The organism is Streptomyces xanthophaeus (assembly GCF_000725805.1).
Taxonomy (GTDB): domain Bacteria; phylum Actinomycetota; class Actinomycetes; order Streptomycetales; family Streptomycetaceae; genus Streptomyces; species Streptomyces xanthophaeus.
In genome coordinates, this window is record NZ_JOFT01000048.1 from 26,826 (window position 1) to 45,124 (window position 18,299).

18 protein-coding genes are annotated in these 18,299 nt (G+C 73.3%); 9 read left to right on the top strand and 9 right to left on the bottom strand.

The genetic code is table 11. The annotated features are described in order from the left end of the window. The first annotated feature begins 6 nt into the window (after positions 1–6). The 3 genes from IO30_RS0125990 to IO30_RS0126000 all read left to right on the top strand — a co-directional run bounded on the left by IO30_RS0125990 (position 7) and on the right by IO30_RS0126000 (position 1,804). Positions 7–627: a 5-oxoprolinase subunit B family protein gene (locus IO30_RS0125990; RefSeq protein ID WP_031146681.1), complete on the top strand. Its 621-nt coding sequence runs from the start codon at positions 7–9 to the stop codon at positions 625–627. Further along, on the top strand, positions 620–1,489 hold the full coding sequence (locus IO30_RS0125995) for a 5-oxoprolinase subunit C family protein (RefSeq protein WP_031146682.1): 870 nt from the start codon (positions 620–622) through the stop codon (positions 1,487–1,489). The genes IO30_RS0125990 and IO30_RS0125995 overlap by 8 nt, the downstream gene beginning before the upstream one ends. A gap of 72 nt (positions 1,490–1,561) precedes the next feature. Then, on the top strand, positions 1,562–1,804 hold the full coding sequence (locus IO30_RS0126000; RefSeq protein ID WP_031146684.1) for an RNA polymerase sigma factor: 243 nt from the start codon (positions 1,562–1,564) through the stop codon (positions 1,802–1,804). Positions 1,805–1,954: 150 nt separating this feature from the next. Here IO30_RS0126000 and IO30_RS0126005 read toward each other — a convergent pair whose 3' ends face one another. Together IO30_RS0126005 and IO30_RS0126010 are read right to left on the bottom strand one after the other, a co-directional pair. Next, on the bottom strand, positions 1,955–3,352 hold the full coding sequence (locus IO30_RS0126005) for a hypothetical protein (protein ID WP_031146686.1): 1,398 nt from the start codon (positions 3,350–3,352) through the stop codon (positions 1,955–1,957). 321 nt (positions 3,353–3,673) lie between these two features. Then, positions 3,674–4,090 carry an ankyrin repeat domain-containing protein gene (locus IO30_RS0126010; protein WP_031146688.1) on the bottom strand — a complete coding sequence of 139 codons (417 nt, stop codon included), beginning with the start codon at positions 4,088–4,090 and terminating at the stop codon, positions 3,674–3,676. A 318-nt stretch (positions 4,091–4,408) separates the two neighbouring features. Here IO30_RS0126010 and IO30_RS0126015 point away from each other — a divergent pair, with 318 nt between their 5' ends. Further along, positions 4,409–4,603 (top strand): hypothetical protein, encoded by a 195-nt coding sequence (locus IO30_RS0126015; protein ID WP_030031218.1) that lies wholly within the window; start codon positions 4,409–4,411, stop codon positions 4,601–4,603. A gap of 71 nt (positions 4,604–4,674) precedes the next feature. Continuing rightward, positions 4,675–6,312 (top strand): ATP-binding protein, encoded by a 1,638-nt coding sequence (locus IO30_RS0126020; protein WP_031146690.1) that lies wholly within the window; start codon positions 4,675–4,677, stop codon positions 6,310–6,312. A gap of 25 nt (positions 6,313–6,337) precedes the next feature. Here IO30_RS0126020 and IO30_RS0126025 read toward each other — a convergent pair whose 3' ends face one another. Further along, positions 6,338–7,840 carry an SCO1417 family PLP biosynthesis transcription factor gene (locus tag IO30_RS0126025; RefSeq protein ID WP_031146692.1) on the bottom strand — a complete coding sequence of 501 codons (1,503 nt, stop codon included), beginning with the start codon at positions 7,838–7,840 and terminating at the stop codon, positions 6,338–6,340. A 178-nt stretch (positions 7,841–8,018) separates the two neighbouring features. Between IO30_RS0126025 and IO30_RS0126030 the strand changes: the two genes are divergently transcribed. The 3 genes from IO30_RS0126030 (at position 8,019) to IO30_RS0126040 (ending at position 10,926) form a co-directional block, all read left to right on the top strand. Continuing rightward, positions 8,019–8,789, top strand: coding sequence for a glycerophosphodiester phosphodiesterase family protein (locus IO30_RS0126030; RefSeq protein WP_031146693.1), 771 nt, complete (start codon positions 8,019–8,021; stop codon positions 8,787–8,789). A 67-nt stretch (positions 8,790–8,856) separates the two neighbouring features. After that, positions 8,857–10,239, top strand: coding sequence for an MFS transporter (locus IO30_RS0126035; protein WP_031146695.1), 1,383 nt, complete (start codon positions 8,857–8,859; stop codon positions 10,237–10,239). Positions 10,240–10,551: 312 nt separating this feature from the next. Next, positions 10,552–10,926 (top strand): RNA polymerase-binding protein RbpA, encoded by a 375-nt coding sequence (locus IO30_RS0126040; RefSeq protein WP_031146696.1) that lies wholly within the window; start codon positions 10,552–10,554, stop codon positions 10,924–10,926. Positions 10,927–11,001: 75 nt separating this feature from the next. On the opposite strand, the gene fxsA is transcribed toward IO30_RS0126040, so the two are convergent. From fxsA to IO30_RS0126060, 4 genes are all read right to left on the bottom strand, one after another. After that, positions 11,002–11,583: an FxsA family membrane protein gene (gene fxsA / locus IO30_RS0126045; RefSeq protein WP_031146697.1), complete on the bottom strand. Its 582-nt coding sequence runs from the start codon at positions 11,581–11,583 to the stop codon at positions 11,002–11,004. 101 nt (positions 11,584–11,684) lie between these two features. Then, on the bottom strand, positions 11,685–12,458 hold the full coding sequence (locus IO30_RS0126050; RefSeq protein WP_031146698.1) for a polyprenol monophosphomannose synthase: 774 nt from the start codon (positions 12,456–12,458) through the stop codon (positions 11,685–11,687). Between the two features lie 331 nt (positions 12,459–12,789). Next, positions 12,790–14,409, bottom strand: a complete 1,620-nt coding sequence (locus IO30_RS0126055) for an amidohydrolase (RefSeq protein WP_031146699.1) — start codon at positions 14,407–14,409, stop codon at positions 12,790–12,792. Positions 14,410–14,500: 91 nt separating this feature from the next. After that, complete coding sequence (locus IO30_RS0126060) at positions 14,501–14,941, bottom strand: Lrp/AsnC family transcriptional regulator (RefSeq protein ID WP_030011705.1); 441 nt, start codon at positions 14,939–14,941, stop codon at positions 14,501–14,503. A gap of 217 nt (positions 14,942–15,158) precedes the next feature. Here IO30_RS0126060 and IO30_RS0126065 point away from each other — a divergent pair, with 217 nt between their 5' ends. Further along, complete coding sequence (locus IO30_RS0126065) at positions 15,159–15,611, top strand: hypothetical protein (protein ID WP_031146700.1); 453 nt, start codon at positions 15,159–15,161, stop codon at positions 15,609–15,611. Positions 15,612–15,619: 8 nt separating this feature from the next. Here the strand turns inward: IO30_RS0126065 and IO30_RS0126070 are convergent, their stop codons facing one another. Then, a complete protein-coding gene (locus IO30_RS0126070; protein ID WP_031146701.1) occupies positions 15,620–16,711 on the bottom strand; it encodes a phosphotransferase family protein in 1,092 nt (363 codons plus the stop codon). Between the two features lie 92 nt (positions 16,712–16,803). Further along, complete coding sequence (locus IO30_RS0126075; RefSeq protein WP_031146702.1) at positions 16,804–17,937, bottom strand: Rv3169 family protein; 1,134 nt, start codon at positions 17,935–17,937, stop codon at positions 16,804–16,806. Between the last annotated feature and the right edge of the window lie 362 nt (positions 17,938–18,299).

An 18,299-nucleotide genomic window follows, 5' to 3' on the forward strand; every position in this document is an offset into this window, starting at 1 on the left:
CTGCGCATGCGGGCGCTGCCCGTGGGCGCCGGGGCACTGCTGATCGAGCTGGACTCGGCCGCGGAGGTGGCGGCGCTCCACGCCGAGGTGCTGCGCCGGCGGGACGCGGGCGAGCTGGGCGGCGTACGGGACGTGGTGCCGGCGGCCCGGACGGTCCTGCTGGACGGCGTGGCAGACCCGGCGGCGCTGGCGGCCCGGATCGCGGGCTGGGAGGTGCCGCCGCTCGCGGAGACCGAAGGCCCGCTGGTCACGGTGCCGGTGCGGTACGACGGGCCGGACCTGGCCGAGGTGGCCGCCCTGTGGGGGGTCGCGCCCCGGGAGGTCGCGGCCCTCGTCGGCGCGGTCGTCTTCCGGGTGGCCTTCTGCGGGTTCGCGCCCGGCTTCGGCTACCTGACGGGGCTGCCGCAGCACCTGCACCTGCCGCGCCGGGACACGCCCCGCCCGGCCGTCCCGGCGGGCTCGCTGGCCCTGGCGGGCGAGTACGCGGGGGTCTACCCGCGCTCCTCCCCCGGCGGCTGGCAGCTGATCGGCTCCACCCGGGCGGTGCTCTGGGACCCGGCGCGGGAACCGGCGGCCCTGTTCGCGCCGGGGGTACGGGTGCGGTTCACGGAGGACGGCGATGAGTGAGAGCGGGCTGCTCGTGCTGCGCCCGGGGGCGCTGACCACGGTCCAGGACCTGGGGCGGCCGGGCCACGCGCACCTGGGCGTGCCCCGCTCGGGGGCGCTGGACACGGGGGCGTACGCGCTGGCCAACCGGCTCCTCGGCAACCCGGCGGACGCGGCGGCGCTGGAGACGACCCTGGACGGGGTGGGGCTGCGGGCCCTGGCCCCGGTGACGGTGGCGGTCACGGGCGCGCCCTGCGCGGTACGGGTGGACGGGCGCCCGGCGGCCTGGGGGGCTCCGGTCCGGCTGCGGGCCGGGGCGGAGCTCGATGTCGGCCGGGCGGAGTCGGGGGTGCGCGGCTACGTCGCGGTGCGGGGCGGGATCGCCGTCCCGCCGGTGCTGGGCAGCCGCTCGACGGACCTGCTGTCGGGCCTGGGCCCGGCCGTCGCCGCGGCCGGGGCGGTGCTGCCGGTGGGGCGGCCCGGGCCGGACCCCGTACGCGGGGCGGACGCCCTGCGGGTGCCGGGGGCCCCGGCGGAGCTGGTGCTGCCGGTGCGGCTGGGGCCGCGGGCGGACTGGTTCACGCGGGATTCGCTCGCCGGGCTGCTGCGGGCGCCGTTCCGGGTGTCGGCGATGTCCAACCGCATCGGGCTGCGCACGGAGGCGGGGGCTCCGCTGGTGCGCGAGCGGTCCGGTGAACTGCCGAGCGAGGGCATGGTCCTGGGCGCGGTCCAGGTCCCGCCGGACGGCCTGCCGGTGGTGTTCCTGGCCGACCATCCGGTGACGGGCGGCTACCCGGTGGTGGGCGTCGTCGCGGCGCAGGCCCTGGACGCGGCGGCGCAGGCCCGGCCGGGGGCTTCGGTCCGGTTCGTGGCAGCCCGGTGAAACGTTCGAGGGGGCTGCGGCCAAGTACGTGATGAGGGGGCCGGCCAGGTCCCCGCGCAGGGGAGGAACCGGGTGCTCAGCCCACGACACGAGACCGGACCACCGGATCTCACCACGCCCGAAGGGTTCGGGGCGTTCTACGAGGAACACATCGACGCCGTGCTCGGCTTCGTCACGCGCCGGGTCGCCGAGCCGCACCTGGCGGCGGACCTGACGGCCGACGTCTTCCTCGCTGCGATGGGTTCTCAGCTTCGGAAATCCTCCAGGACGCCCACGTCCCGTCCTGCTCGGTCGACCACCGGGAGGAGCTCCTGAAGTGGTGGTCGGGGCCTTCCACCCCGCCCGACGGCAGACCGACCCCCGTCGCGCCCCGTTCCGCTCCGTGACGGCACGTCGTCACAGCACGCGGCCCGGCCCTCATGTCAGGGGGCCGGGCCGGGTGCTGTCGGTGGGTGGGCGGTGGCCCTACACGGCCGACTCCGGGGCTATGCGGCTGCGTACGGCCGACTGCACTTCCTCTTCCTCCGCCGGGTCGGTGGCGAGCCGGCGCAGTCTCGGTGCGACGCGGGCGTCGGCCGTCTCCGCGTGGTGGGCGGCCACCTCTCGGGTGGTCTCCTCGCAGTCCCACAGGCATTCCACCGCGAAGCCCGCCGCGAAGGTCGGGTCCGTGCTGGCGAGGGCGCGTGCGGCCCGGCCGCGCAGGTGCGACGAGGCCGTCTCGCGGTAGATGTGGCGCAGCACGGGAGCCGCGCAGCCGATGGCGAGCCGGCCCGCCCCGTCGACCAGGGCGTACAGCCGCCGGGTGTCGGGACCCTCGCCGCGGACCGTGGAACGGAGGGCGCCGAGCACCAGGCCCGCGTCCTCGGCCCCGCCCCGGGAGGCCAGGGTGGCCGCGGCGGCGGCGCCCAGGGCGTCGGGGCGGTGGATCCAGCGCCGGGCGCGCTCGACGGCGGCAGGGCCGCACATGCGCTCGTAGGCGGCCACGGCCGGGTCGTCGCCCGCGGCTTCGATGAGGTCCAGCACGGCCGGGTTCTCCGGTTCGGCGAGGACCAGGTGGTGCAGGGCGGTGGCGCGGGCGGCCTCGCCGCTCGCTCCGGCGGCCGCCTCGAAGATGGCGGTCCGGTCCTCGGGTGCGGCCACGGCGGCGAGGCAGCGTGCGGCGGGCACGTGCAGCGGTGTGCCGCGGCGCAGCCCGTCGGCGGCCCAGTCGAAGACGGCCTGGACGCCCCAGCCGGGGCGGGGGCCGCTCGGGTTGAGCTGGCGCTGCCAGCGGTCGAAGGAGCCCTGCTGCCGGGCGGCGCGCAGGCGCTCCCCGTACTGGGGCGACTCCTCCCACAGGCACCACGGCCGGGGCTCGTAGGCGTCGCGGACGGCGGCGGCCAGCCGCGCCTCGCCCTCCGCCGTGGCGGGGAAGCGGGCGATGACGGCGGCGCCGAGGGAACGCAGCCCCTCGTCGTCGTCGCGCAGGGCGAGCTCGTCCAGGGCCCAGGCCCAGTTGGCGCCGGAGGCGGCGTACCGGCGCAGCAGCATCAGGGCGTCGTCGCGGCCGTACGAGGCCAGGTGGCCCAGCACGGACAGCGCGAGGCCCGTCCGGTGGTCCTCGTCGTCGACGAGGTCCTCGGCGCTGAAGAGGTGGGCCTCGATCTCGCCGAGGGGGCCGTCGAGGTCCAGGTACAGCCGGGCGTAGTACAAGGAGCGGTTCTCGACCTGCCAGTCCTGACGCGGGTCGCCGAGTACGCACCGGTCGAGGGCCGCGAGGGCCTCTGGACGGGGCGCCGCCAGGGCGTGCAGCGTGCCGTCGCCACGGCCCCGCTGGAGGAGCCCGAGCAGGGTGCCGCTTGGCGCTATGACTGGTTCGAACATGGGATAGGCCTCAAATCAAGCTGGGGACGCAACCGGGAATCGTGATTCACAGGGCCGCGTAACAGCATGTGAGGTCGTCCGCCGTCATGTTCCGCTCGATGTAGACCATTGTCTTCTCACTCTCGTCAGTTCTTCGTGACCATGGTGGCCGGGTCGGGCCGGGACACTCTTCGTGTCCTGCCCGCTCCGGCCCGCCCCCCGTGCTCGCGAATCGAATCCGACGCCATGATGACCCAGGCGGTTTGTGCACCGCGACCACATTTACGGCCGCCGTGACCAGACTGTGAGGTCTGTAACGGCCAGCGCCCGGCCAAAAGCGGACTACTTGGCTCCGAACAGTTCCAGCAGGTCGGCCTTTGCGAACATGCGCGCCGTGTCCACCGCGGAGGGTGTTCCGGCGTTCGGGTCGGCCCCTCCGGCGAGCAGGGCGCGGATGACGGCCTCCTCGCCCTTGAAGACGGCTCCGGCGAGCGGGGTCTGCCCCCGGTCGTTCGCGCGGTCGGCCTCGGCGCCGCGGGCGAGCAGGACCGTGACCGCCTCGGCGTGGCCGTGGTAGGCGGCCAGCATCACGAGGGTGTCGCCGCGGTCGTTGGTGAGGTTGGCCGGGACCCCGGCGTCGAGGTACGCGGCGAGCGTCCCGGCGTCACCCTGGCGGGCCAGGTCGAAGAGCTTCGTGGCCAGCTCGATGACGTCCTCGTCGGGTCCTTCCGGGGCGGTGCCCTCGGGGTGTTCGCTCATCGTTCGTACCGCCTTTCACTCGCTGCTCGCTCGGCCCGGTCCCGGTGACCCGTCCCCGGGCCGGGAGCGGGCAGGGGGATGCACGGCACTGCGTCCGTACGGGTGAATCGCCAGAGTAGCGCCCGGGCCTGCACATGCCGGGGCCGGGCCGAGGCAAAGATCACCCTTGCCCCCTTCCCGGCCGACGCGCCAGCCGGGGGGAGCCGGTCAAGTGAAAAACCGGTTGATTCACCCGTATGCACCTTTTGTCGCATTGATACTTGCTGTGAGCCTGGAACAACTGATGGTGACTGTCCCCACCCACCAGGAGAAATTCTCATGGTCCTGTCCATCTCAGGTGTCGTCCTGCTCGGCATCATCTGCTTCCTGTTCTTCAAGAAAGACGGGATGAAGCTGACGCACGCGTTCGTCTGCTCGCTCTTCGGCTTCTTCCTGGCCGGCTCCGCCATCGCCCCCAGCATCACGGCGAGCACCGCGAGCCTCGCGAGCCTGCTCGGCGGGATCAAGCTCTAGGCCGGGCCCCGCAGGCGAACACCCAGCCCCACCCGAAGCACCGACACACTCCACAACTCCAGGAGACGCCCGTGGCCCGGCGCCCACTTCCCCGCATCCTCAGCAGCGGCACCACGTCGCTGGCACGGGGCCGCGACCTCGCTCGCACGGCCGCCGACAGCGCCACGGACGTCCTCCATCCGCTCCTCACCATCGGACGCGGCCTGCGCATCCTGGCCTCGGCCGGGCGGCGCAAATGGGCCGAGACGCCCAAGGACAAGCGTGGTCCCGCGCTGTTCCTGGGCGCCGCCTGCGTCCTCGTGGTCGCGCTCGTCCCCTACGGTCCGCTTCTCGCCCTGATCACCGTCATGGCGGCCGCGGCCTGGCAGGGACGCGACCGCACCCCGGTGAAGACCGGGCCGAGCGACGCCGAGACCGAACGGCTCGGCTCCCTCTACGAAGCCCTCGTGCCGTACTTCTCCATCCCGGAGGACCCGAGTCCGCTCTTCGCCCACGGCGGGGACTGGGACAAGGCCTTCAGCGGCTACGAGTTCGACGAGGCGGGCCGCGTCACCCGGCTGCGCATCCGGTACCCGGCCTATTTCACCGATGGCGAGGCCGCTTCACGGGCCCGGATCGAAACACTGCTGCACGCCAAGTCCGGGCGCGGACGGGAGTATCTCTTCGACTGGGACGAGGAGGGCAACCAGCTCGACCTGAGCGTGCTGGCGGCGCTGCCGACGGGCATCGCCGCCCAGCCGTTCGTGACCTCACCCGGCGAGACCGTCCTCGGCTTCACCGACGCGGGCACCGTCCAGCGGACCCTGCCCGTCCAGGAGGGCGGCGAGCCCCGCGACGTCCCGCCGGTGCTCTGGCGCACCGGCCCCCGCTCCACCGAGCCCCACCTGCTCGCCGTGGGCCAGCCCGGCAGCGGAACGTCCACTCTGCTGCGCTCGATCGCACTGCAGGCCCTGCGGCACGGGGGCGACGTACTGATCGTCGAGGGCGGCGGCAGCGGCGAGTACGCCTGCCTGGCCGGCCGCACCGGCGTCCTCGCCGTGGAATGCGGGCCGACCGGGGCGCTGTCCACCCTCGAATGGGCCGCCCAGGAGACCGAGCGGCGGCTCGTCGCCACCCACCGGGCCCGCGAGGCGGGCCGCCCGGCACCGGACGACACCCGCCGCCCGCTGTGGATCCTGCTCGACCGGCCCAGCGTGCTCGCCCACCTCGCGGCCGCCGACGGCCGCCCCGACCCGCTCGCCCAGCTCCAGGTGCCGCTGCGGCACGGGCGGGCCGCGCACATCACGGTCGTGGTGGCCGAACAGTTCGACCACCTCGAACTGCTCAGCGACTCCGTCTGGCAGCACACCCGGGCCCGGGTCGTCCTCGGCCCGGCCGCCGTCCAGCAGATCGCCGACGTGCTCGGGCTGCCCCCGCACACCACCCCCACGGCCCAGGTCCCGCCCGGCCGCGGGTACGCCCGGCTCGGCACGGGCCCCGTCCACCGGCTCCAGGTGCCCGCCACCCCGGACCCCTACGACGACGCCGCGCATCCGGCGTACCGCCAGGCCGTGCTGGAGCTGCTTCCCGAGCGGCGCAACGAACACGGCAGCAGCGGCACGGACCACGCCGCGCCCGCGGGGTCCCTCCAGTCCCAGCCCCCCGCCCAGTCCCAGGGCCCGGCCGCCGACACCTCGGAGATCCCCGAGGTCCGGGTCGAGGCTCCGTAGACCGAGGCGTCACGCAACGGACGCGCTACGCGACGAACGTGCGCGGCGGCTCCGCCCCGCTGCCCCCCGCACCCGTACCGACCAGCCGGGCCGCCGCCGCCAGCCGGGCGGCGGCCTCCTCGGCCACCGGGCCGCCCACGGTGAACGGCAGCCGGACGTAGCCCTCGAAGGCCCCGTCCACCCCGAACCGCGGCCCCGAGGGCACGCGGACGCCGACCCGCTCCCCCACCTCGGCCAGCCGCGAACCCGAGAGCCCGCCCGCCCGCGCCCACAGGGTCAGCCCACCCCCCGGAACCTCGAACTCCCACTCCGGCAGCTCCCGGCGCACCGCCGCGACCAGCGCATCCCGGTTCTCCCGGGCCTGGTCCCGCCGGATCGCGACGGCCTCCTGCCAGCCCCCGGTCCGCATCAGCCAGTTCACCGCGAGCTGTTCCAGCACCGGAGTGCCCAGGTCCGCGTAGGCACGGGCGGCGACCAGGCTCCGGATCACGTCGGGGGCCGCGCGGACCCAGCCGATCCGCATGCCCGCCCAGAACGCCTTGCTCGCGGAGCCGACGGTGATCACCGTGCTGCCGGACGGATCGAAGGAACAGACCGGCCGCGGCATGGCCGGCTCCGGGTCCAGCCGGAGTTCCACCATGGTCTCGTCGACGACCAGCACCGTGCCCGCCGACCGGGCGGCCTCCACCATCGCCCGGCGCTGCTCCTCGGAGGCCAGCGCCCCCGTCGGGTTGTGGAAGTCGGCGACGACGTACGCCAGGCGCGGCGCCGAGTCGCGCAGCACCTGCCGCCAGACGTCCATGTCCCAGCCGGTCAGCCCCTGCGCCATGGCCACCGGGACGAGACGGACCCCCGCGGCGCGCATGAGCTGGAGGATGTTGGCGTAGGAGGGCGACTCGACCGCGATCCGCTCCCCGCGCCCGGCGAAGAGGGTGCAGATGGCGTCGATGGCCCCCATCGCACCGGTGGTGACCATGATCTGCTCGGGCATCGTGGGAATGCCCTGCTCGGTGTAGCGGTCGGCGAGCATCCGGCGCAGCGCGGGCAGCCCGGCCGGGTAGTCCCCGTGGGTGTGCGCGTACGGGGGCAGTTCCTCCAGCGCCCCCTGGACCGCCTTGGTGAGCCAGGGCTCGGGGGCCGGCAGCGCCGCGCAGCCGAGGTCGATCATCGAGCCGAGGGACTCGGGCGGCAGCGGCTCCAGGCCCCGGGAGGGCAGCGGGTTCCCGGCCGGTACGGAGGTCCAGCTGCCGGAGCCGCGGCGGGACTCCAGGAACCCCTCCCCGCGCAGCGCCTCGTACGCCGCGGCGACGGTGGTGCGGCTGAGGGAGAGGGCGACGGCCAGCTCCCGCTCGGCGGGCAGCCGGGCGGCGACCGGCACCCGGCCCTCCAGGACCAGCAGCCTGATCCCGTCCGCGAGGGTGCGGTACGCGGGCGGCTTGCGGGCGCCGGGCGCTGCGGGCCGGTCCTGCTGGGAGCCGATGAGGCGGGCGAGCTGAGCGGCACCGACCGCCGAGGTCCATTCGGCCATGGAGTGCGGTCCACCTTCTTCGGATTGGCCTCGACTGCGGGCATTCGGGGCCGGGATTGGATTGATGTCCTCGGCACAGACTGTCATGGGCCAGTCCACTTCCACCAGGGGCGGCGGGTGCCCGGGTGCGACCCGCCCTCGCGCTGCCCCGGCGCGCGGGACGGGAGATACTGCGGCCGTGACGCACGTACGCCTTCGGCACCCGTATCTGGACCACCCGGCTCCGATCCCCTTCGCGCACCGGGGAGGCGCCGCGGACGGGCTGGAGAACACCGCCGCCGCCTTCCACCGGGCCGCCGAAGCGGGCTACCGGTACTTCGAGACCGACGTGCACGCCACGGCCGACGGCAAGCTGGTGGCCTTCCACGACGCCACCCTGGACCGGGTCACCGACGGACGGGGCAAGATCGGCGAGCTGCCCTGGAGCCGGGTCCGCGAGGCCAGGGTGGCGGGCACCGAACCGCTGCCGCTCTTCGAGGAGCTGCTGGAGGAGTTCCCCGACGCCCGCTGGAACGTCGACATCAAGGCGGAGCGGGCCCTGCACCCGCTGGTCGACCTGATCGCCCGGCGCGGGCTCTGGGACCGGGTCTGCGTGGGCTCGTTCTCGGAGGGCCGGGTGGCCCGGGCCCAGAACATCGCCGGGCCCCGGCTGGCCACCTCCTACGGCGTGCGCGGGGTGGTCGGCCTGCGGCTGCGGTCCTACGCGATCCCCGCGGCGCTGCGCGTCGGGGCGGTGGCCGCGCAGGTCCCGGAGACCCAGGCGGGCATCCGGGTGGTCGACCGCCGGTTCGTGCGCACCGCGCACGAGCGTGGCCTGCAGGTCCACGTGTGGACCGTGAACGAACCGCAACGCATGGAAGCTCTTCTCGACCTGGGTGTCGATGGCATCATGACCGACCGGATCGACATCTTGCGCACGGTGCTGGACCGTCGCGGCGCCTGGGCCTGACACCCCCTCCGGCCGCCGCCCCGGATCCGGCTTCCGCTGCGGTACGGGGACCAGCGAGGGGGCACCGATGAGTGCGCAGACGACGGACGAGGCGGATCCGGGGGCCGAGGGCGGCAGAGCGGCGGCGACAGCGGCCGCCGGGCGCAAGCGCGAGCAGCGGGGCTGGTACTTCTACGACTTCGCCGTCTCGGTGTACTCGGCGAGCGTGCTCACCGTGTTCCTGGGGCCGTACCTGACCTCGGTGGCGAAGGCCGCGGCGGACGCCGAGGGCTTCGTGCACCCGCTGGGCATCCCGGTGCGGGCCGGTTCCTTCTTCGCGTACTCGGTCTCGGCCTCGGTGCTCCTGGCCGTGGTGCTCATGCCGCTGGCGGGGGCGGTCGCGGACCGGACCGGCCGCAAGAAGCCGCTGCTGGCGGTGGCCGCGTACACGGGGGCCGCGGCGACGGCCGCGATGTTCTTCCTGGGCGGCGAGCGCTATCTGCTGGGAGGCCTGCTGCTGGTCGTGGCGAACGCCTCCCTGTCGGTGTCGATGGTGCTGTACAACGCCTACCTGCCACAGATCGCCACGCCCGACGAGCGGGACACGGTCTCCTCGCGGGGCTGGGCCTTCGGCTACACCGCGGGCTCCGTGATGCTGGTGGTCAATCTGGTGCTCTACCAGGGCCACGAGTCCTTCGGCCTCACCGAGGGCGAGGCCGTGCGGATCTGCCTGGCCTCGGCGGGCCTGTGGTGGGGGGCCTTCGCACTGATCCCGCTGCGCAGGCTGCGGGACCGGGCCGTGGTGCGGGAGGCGGGGAAGGGTCCGGCCGTGAGCGGCTGGAAGCAGCTCGTCGCCACGCTGAAGGACATGCGGCGCTATCCGCTGACCCTGTCGTTCCTGCTGGCGTACCTGATCTACAACGACGGCGTGCAGACGGTGATCTCCCAGGCCTCCATCTACGGCTCGGAGGAGCTGGAGCTGGAGCAGTCCACCCTCATCGGGGCGGTGCTCCTGGTGCAGGTCCTGGCGGTGGCGGGGGCGCTGGGGATGGGCCGCCTGGCCCGGATCTTCGGTGCCAAGCGGACGATCCTGGGCTCGCTGGCCGCGTGGGCGGTGACCCTGGCCGTCGGCTACTTCCTGCCCGCCCGGACCCCGGTGTGGTTCTTCGCACTCGCCGCCATGATCGGGCTGGTCCTGGGCGGCAGCCAGGCGCTCTCGCGCTCGCTGTTCTCGCACCTGGTCCCGGCGGGCAAGGAGGCCGAGTACTTCTCGGCGTACGAGCTGAGCGACCGCGGGCTGAGCTGGGTGGGACCGCTGGTCTTCGGCCTGACGTACCAGGTCACGGGCAGCTACCGGGACGCGATCATCTCGTTGGTGGTGTTCTTCGCACTGGGTTTCGTGCTCCTCGCGCGAGTGCCGGTGCGGCGCGCGGTGGAGGCGGCAGGCAATCCTGTACCCGAGCGGATCTGAGCGGGGTCCGCGAGTGCACCCGGCCCGGACCTGCGAACGAATTCCGAACGAATTTAGACGTTCAAGCAAAGGGCCGGTAGTGTACGCCTTTGGCCTGCCAGGCGGACCGTTACTGCGCGCTCAAGAAGCGTGGACGTTGGGTGACATCTGCTGCCAGATGTGACAAAACGGGCATTGGTGGGTACAACAAGGGGCGGCACGACGGGCGACGCACGACCCGGAGCGGGAATCTATACCGCCGACCGGACGTTGACCGGATGACGACGACAGCGACACCTGTCCTGTGGGCGACAAGCCCGGGAGGCACGATTCATGAGTGAGCGAGCTCTCCGCGGTACGCGCCTCGTGGTTACCAGCTACGAGACGGACCGCGGCATCGATCTGGCCCCGCGCCAGGCGGTGGAGTACGCATGCCAGAACGGACATCGATTTGAGATGCCGTTCTCGGTTGAGGCAGACATTCCGCCGGAGTGGGAGTGCAAGGCGTGCGGCGCCATGGCACTCCTGGTGGACGGGGACGGGCCCGAAGAGAAGAAGGGCAAGCCTGCGCGAACGCACTGGGACATGCTCATGGAGCGACGCACCCGCGAGGAGCTGGAGGAAGTGCTGGCCGAAAGGCTTGCGGTCCTCCGTTCCGGCGCCATGAACATTGCCGTGCATCCGCGGGACAGCCGCAAGTCCGCCTGACAGCCGGACGACAGCACAAGCCGAGGGGCCCCGCCACACAGTGTGTGGCGGGGCCCCTCGGCTTTGTCTGTCCTGCTACGGAGCGAGCGGCGGGCGGTAAGCGCTGTCAGGGCCGGGACCAGGGCCCTGCGGCCGGTCCTCACGGATGACCTCGCCCTGGACCACCTTGCCGTCCGGGTAGCGGATGCGGGCCTGCTGGAAGGCGTCGCCGAAGCTCCCGGCGGGCGCCGCGGCCATCTTCCGCTCCAGCGAACGGGCCGCACGCCGGCCGATCCAGGCCCGGACGGGCGCAAGCATGAGGAGCAGGCCCGCCGCGTCGGAGATCAGGCCGGGCATGATCAGGAGGAGGCCGGCCAGCATGGTGAGGCCATTGCCCTGGCCGGGCTGCTGCGGGGTGGGCTGCTGCCCCTGCTGAGCCTGCTGGAAGGTCTCCGCCAGGTTCTTGAAGGCACGCCGCCCGGCCCGCTTGATGACCACCACGCCGAGCACCATCCCGCCCGCGAGCAGCGCCGCGACGGTCAGACCGCCGGCCGCACCGGCGACGAGGCCGAGCAGCCAGATCTCCAGGATCAGCCAGGCGGCTACCGCCAGGGGAAGGAACGTACGGGCGGGCGAGCGCCGCCGGGGGGCCGTCGAAATGGGAACGCCGGTCGTCATGCCATCCAGTGTGCCCGGGCCGGCGTAAAGACGGCCTCAGCCGGAGGTACCGGACATCCCCTAAGGGGCCGCCGGACCCCGGCGGCCGGGGACCAGGACGGTCAGGCCTTGCCCGAACCCTTGCCGGTCAGCTTCGCGACCTGGGCCTTGACGCCCCACTGGGTGACCCGCCACAGGGCCTCCACCACGATGTCCTTGCTCATCTTGCTGTCGCCGAACTCGCGCTCCACGAACGTGATGGGCACCTCCACCACGCGGAAGCCCTTCTGCACCGCCCGGCGGGCCAGGTCGACCTGGAAGCAGTAACCCGCGGAAGCGACCTCGTCCAGGCCCAGACCCTCCAGGGTCTCGCGGCGGAAGGCGCGGTAACCGCCCGTGACGTCCCGGATGGGGACGTTCAGCATCAGGCGGGAGTAGGTCGAACCGCCGCGCGAGAGGATCTCGCGGCTCTTGGGCCAGTTCACGACCCGGCCGCCCGGCACCCAGCGGGAACCCAGGACCAGGTCCGCACCGGCCAGCGCGGTGAGCAGGCGGGGCAGCTCCTCCGGCTGGTGGGAACCGTCGGCGTCCATCTCCACGATGACGCCGTAGCCGTTCTCCAGACCCCAGGCGAAACCGGCCAGGTAGGCCGCGCCGAGGCCTTCCTTGCCCTTGCGGTGCAGGACGTGCACGTGCTCGTCACCGGCCGCCAGCTCGTCCGCCAGCTTGCCCGTGCCGTCCGGACTGTTGTCGTCCGCGACGAGGATGTGGGCCTCGGGCACCGCCGCGCGGACACGGCCGACGATCAGCCCGATGTTCTCCGCCTCGTTGTAGGTCGGAATGATCACCAAGGCTGTACCGAGCGGTCCGTAGTTCTGCTGTCCGCCGTCGCTCACTGAGTCCCCTTTAGGTATTCCTGTTCGTCCTGCACGTCCTGTCACAGAGGATGATTTTAGAACAGCGATCGGGGCCCGCGGTCCTTCGGGCCGGTCGGGGCGCTCGCTGGCTGCGGACCGCCCTGACCGTTGTCTACTGGACCGCCGGGCCCCGACCCGGAGCCACCGTCCCCTGACTGCCGCCGGGGGTGCCCCCACCGGCGAAACCTTCCCTCGCCCCCGAGGCGCGGGCGCGCTGAGCAGAGGGATCCGTCCGGCACGGACGTCCTGTGGTGGACCCGGCCGAACCTATCCGGGTCCGGCCGCCCGCACCGAACCGAGGCCCACCGCATCACCCCTGTGGGCGTACGAATACCTCCCGCCCGCCGACCACCGTCGCCAGGCACACCGGCAGCTCCGCACCGGGGCTCAGGTCGGGCAGTCCGGGGGTGCCGGAACGGGGGTCGGTGGACCAGCGGGCGACCCGGTCGTCGGGGGCCTGCACCACCAGTTCCGAGGTCTGCCACACGGCGTAGTCGGCCGGGGCGCCCGGCACGAGCACGCCCGCGTCGTCCCGCCCGATGGCCCGCCAGCCGCCCCGCGTGTGCGCCGTGAAGGCCGCACGGACGGAGACCCGGTGCTCGGGCGTCCGGTGGAAGGCGGCGGCGCGGACCGTGCCCCAGGGGTCCAGCGGGGTCACCGGCGCGTCCGAACCGAAGGCCAGCGGCACACCCGCCTTCAGCATGGCCGCGTACGGGTTGAGCGTGCGGGCCCGCTCGGCGCCCAGCCGGTCCGCGTACATGCCCTCCTCGCCGCCCCAGGCCGCGTCGAAGGCCGGCTGCACGGAAGCGGTCAGGCCCAGCTCCGCGAAGGCCGCGATCGTCTCCGGGGTCATCATCTCGGCGTGCTCGACCCGGTGCCGGGCCGCACGGATCCGGGCCAGGCCCACCTGCCCGGCGGCCGCCCGGACACCCGCCACCACGGCCGTCAGCGCGGCGTCCCCGATCGCGTGGAACCCGGCCTGCAGACCCGCCTCCGTACAGGCGGCCACGTGCTCGGCCACGGCCCCCGCGTCGAGGTAGCCCGTACCGGTGTGGGAGGCGTCCGCGTACGGGCTGTGCAGACAGGCGGTGTGCGAACCCAGCGCCCCGTCCACGAACAGGTCACCGGCCGCCCCGATCGCCCCGAGCTCCTTGACCGCCGCGAGGTCCCGGTCGGCCCAGTACCCGAACACCCGCGGCCCGGGCCGCTCCCCGGCCAGGGCGAGCAGCGCCGTGAAGTCCTCGGCGGAGGAGATGTCCGGGCCGCCGCACTCGTGCACCGAGCCGATGCCCAGCGACGCCGCCCGGTCGAGGGCGGCCCGCTGCGCCTCGGCGCGCTGGACCGGGGTGACCGCGGCCAGGGCCGCGGCGCGCACCGCGTGGTGGGCGTCGCGGGTGAGCGGCTCGTCCCCCTCGGGGGTCACCCCGGGGACGAGGTCGAGCAGGGCGGTGGTGACCACCGCCGAGTGCACGTCGATACGGCTGAGGTAGAGGGGACGGCCCCCGGCGGCCCGGTCCAGCTCCTCGCGGCGCGGCGCCCGGCGCTCGGGCCAGCGGGCGGCGTCCCAGCCGTGCCCCAGCAGCACCCGGTCGGCCGGGCGGTCCGCCGCGTACGCCCGGACCAGGTCCAGCGCGGCCGACAGCGAACGGGCACCGGACAGGTCCAGGCCGGTCAGCGCGAGGCCGGCCGAGGTGGTGTGGACGTGGGCGTCGGTGAAGGCGGGCGTGACGAGCGCCCCGCCGAGGTCCACCACCTCGTCCACCCCCTGCGCGAAGGCGTCGGCCGCACCCTCCGAGCCGACCCAGGCGACGTGCCCGCGCTCGACCACCATGGCGGTGGCGAACGGGTCGGCGGGGCTGTGCACCTCTCCCCCGCGCAGGAGGACGGTACGGGTGGGGTCGCTGGGGGCGGGGATCGCGCGCTCGGTCATGCGGACCAGTTTCGCCCCTCCGCGGGGTGCTCCCCGACCCGGGTACGGGCGCCGCACCCTCCCTGCCGCTCCCTGCGCGGAGCCCGGGGTACTACACGCGGGGCGGGCGGGCCTCGTACGGAGTGGAGAGGACCACGGTCGTACGGGTCGACACGTGCGCCAGGGCGCGCAGGCGGCCCAGCAGGTCCTCCAGTTCGAGCGGGGTCGCCACGCGCACCTTGAGGATGTAGTTCTCGTCGCCCGCGACGCTGTGGCAGGCCTCGATCTCGGGGACGCCCGCCAGCCGGTCGGCGATGTCGTCCGGGGCGCTCGGGTCGAACGGCTTGACCGAGATGAAGGCGGTCAACGGCAGGCCGACGGCCTCCGGGTCGACCACGGCCGCGTAACCGCGGATCACCCCGCGCTGTTCCAGACGGCGTACCCGCTGGTGCACGGCCGACGTGGACAGCCCGGTCGCCTTGCCCAGGTCGGTGTAGCTCATCCGGCCGTCCCGCACGAGCAGATCCACGATCTGGCGGTCCAGCTCCTCCATTGCGCTCATAGCCGCTCAACCTAAGGCCCAAGGGCACTCCAGGCACAGCGCTGTCCACCCACTGGTGGCATCTGCGGCGGGCATGTGACCAAAGCCACAAGGCTGTACCGGCGTACGACGCCCCGTTGTGGTTACTCGTGCCGCGCGACGGGAAGTGCTTGCTGTGGCCGTGGACGAAGAACCAGCCCGCCCGGCCCACCCAAGGGGGAGAACATCCATGCTGAACACCAAGCGCGCCGGTCGCACCGAACCGGAGCCCCTGGAACTTCTCGACGCAGATGACGACGAGTACCTCGATACCCTCGAGGACGCCGAAGGCTTCGAGATCCACCACGCGATCTGCCCCGACTGCGGCCAGGCGATCGCCCTCGTCGCGGACGAGGAGTACCTGCCGCAGCACGCGCTCTGCCTGACCCCGTGGAACCCGTTCGGGCTCACGGTGTGCGCCGGCACCGGGCGGCCCGCCGCCGACGCCCTGCCCACCGTCGGCGCCTTCCCGGCGGAGGTCGCGGCCCCCGAACTCGACGCGGTCGTCCTGCTGACCCTGCCCCAGGGCCTGGACTGGCGGACGCAGCCCTTCTCGCACGTCGGCGGCCCGGGCTCGCGTCCGGTCCGTGTCATGAGCCCCGTGCTGCCGCAGACGCGACAGCAGCACGCGCAGGCCGCCTGACCGAGCAGCTACCAGTACGTGCCCTGCACCATGGCGGCCAGGCTGGCATGGTGCAGGATCAGGCTGTCCGGATCCGCCGGGACCTCCACCTCACCGAAGTACGCCTGCCGGTAGGCGATGCGCAGCATCACGATCGCGTGCCGCAGCGCCGCGTACAGGGTGTGGAACTCCATGTCGCGCGGGGTGTGTCCGGTGAGTTCGGCGTACCGCCGCTCCAGGTCCTCGCGGCGCAGGAAGTCCGGCAGGCCGGGCTGGCCGAAGCCGACGGTGAGGTCCTGGAAGAAACGGTGGAGGTAGACGGTCCAGCCGAGGTCCACCTCGCGCGGGGCGCAGGCGGCCATCTCCCAGTCCAGGACCGCGACCGGCGTGAAACCGTCGTAGATGACGTTCCCGATGCGGGCGTCGCCCCAGTTGAGGACCGCCGGTCCCTCGTCCGCGGGCCACAGCTCCTCCAGCCGGGCGAACGCCCGCTCGATGAGCGGGGACGGGGCCAGCCCCTCGACCACCCAGGCGTAGTAGGCCCGTTGGGCCTCCACGTGCCGGCGCAGCGCGGTGCCCTCCCCTTCGGGGAGCAGGAACTCGGCCTCCTTGGCCGGGAACTGGTCGTGCAGGCGGGCCAGCAGCGCGATGCTGGCCTCCTGGAGCGCGGCACGTTCGGCGTCCGTGGCGGAGTGCAGCCAGTTGCCCTCGTAGGTGTAGGGCATGACGTCGGGCGGTACGCGCCCCTCGGCGCGGGCCATGACGAAGAACGGCGCCCCGAGCGGCCCCGGGTCCTCCTCCAGCCACAGCACGCGCGGCACGGGCAGGTCCGTGTGCTCGGCGACCAGGCTCATCACGCGGTGCTGACGCGGCATGTCGTACGAGGGGAAGACGGTGTAGGCGGCGGGGTCGGCGGCCAGCCGCAGGGCGCAGGCGCGGACCGGGGCGTCGGGGTGCTCCAGGTCGAAGAGCAGGGTCTCGCTGGACATGCCGTTGGATCCGGGGACGGAGACGTTGGTGACCTGCGCGCCGGGGAGTTCGCCGTCCAGCCAGGCGGCGAGCCGCCGGCCGAGCTCCTCGGGCTCCCGGGTGGAGGTGCGCGGACGGGGTGCGGTGGCCATGGTTGAGCCCCTTCCTGCGGGTGGCGGTCGTGCCTGCGGGGTTCTGCGGGTGCTGGTGGGCACCGGCGGGCATCTGCGGGTGCCTGCTGCCCTTACGGGGCGACGGAGGAGTAGTCGGCGAAGCCGCTGGGGTCGTGCCGCCCGAAGCTGCCGTGCTCGAAGATGCCGTGGCCGACCTGGCCGTCGAGGGTGAAACGGGCCGAGTGGTCGGTGACGCCGAAGGCGGCCATGGGGTGGGCCGCGGGGTCGGACAGGTCGTAGACCCGGCGGTCGGTCCAGCCGCGGCCCTGCCAGGTGCCGTGCTGCCAGTCGGCCGCGGGCGGGTAGCCGGCGCCGACGGCGAGCGGGGAGGAGTTCAGGATCTCCACGCCGAGTTCGAGGGGTTTGCGCGAGGGGTCGCTCAGGTGGACGACGGCGCTCTCGGGGTGCCTGCTGCCGGGGCGGTAGCGGATCTCGGTGTGCGGCCAGCCGAGCTGCACGTCATGGCGTCCGCCGTCCTCGGGGAAGACCTGCACGGCCTCGTTGAGGGTGCGGTGGCCGTCCGCGTCCTCCTGGGCGATGACCATGACGAACCGGTCCTCGAAGCGGACCGGTATCCAGAGCCAGTGGAAACCCTCGGGCCGGTACTCCTCGGCGGCCCGGCCGCCGTCCTCCCCGGGGATCGGCCGCACGCCCCAACTGCGGTCCCGGGTGCCGGTCCACTCCCCCGGGGTGAGGGCGAACTCCTCGCCCTTGGCCCGGATGGTGCCGGTGACCTGGCCGGCCTGGACGAAGCGGCGGCCCTCCAGGATCAGCCGGTCACCGCGCCGCTGGACGTGGTGGGGCTCCCAGACGGCGGGGAACTCGGCGGTCCAGGTGATGTCGTACGAGAGCCCCTGCGGGTCGTCCGGATCGGCCGCACAGCGCAGGGTGAGCTGCTTGAGCGGGACGTCGACGGTGATGGACAACGGGCCCACCGAGAGGTTCATCCGGTCGTCGCCGAGGGCGTCGGAGGCCCGGACGGCGAGGAGTTCCCCGCCGATCCGGAGGGTGGCGTAGGCATCTATGACCCCGGCGTTGGGATAGACACCGAGGCCGAGGATGAGGACGGCGCGGCCGGCGTGGTCGAAGACGTGGAAGATGCAACGGTCGTAGGCGTTGCGGTCACTGCTGACCACGTGCTTCATCGACAACGGAGCCTGGTGGATGGGGTATTCGTCGAGGGCAACGGGCCGGTCGGCGGGCATGGCGGACCTCCTGGACGGCGTGGCGGGGGCGGGCGTGGCGCGCAGATGTGACGGTACGTCAGAAATGCTGACCGGGACCAGACTTCTGGCACAACCTGACAGGCCGACACGAATCGCCGGAGGGGCGGGGGCTACGGGGGGCTCTTATCCCTCGACCGAATCAGGGATGTCTTGGGGGCTTCCCGTCAGTCCCAGGGTCCTTCCGTGCCGGGCCGGGCCCTCAAGGGCGCTCCTTCGTCGCGTCGCTTCGCGATGGCCTTCGACCACCCTTGACCGCCCGTCCCGACACGGAAAGACAAGGACTGTCGGGAAGCCCCCAAAGGAACGGTCTCCTAGGGACAGACATGAGGGACGGGGGCATC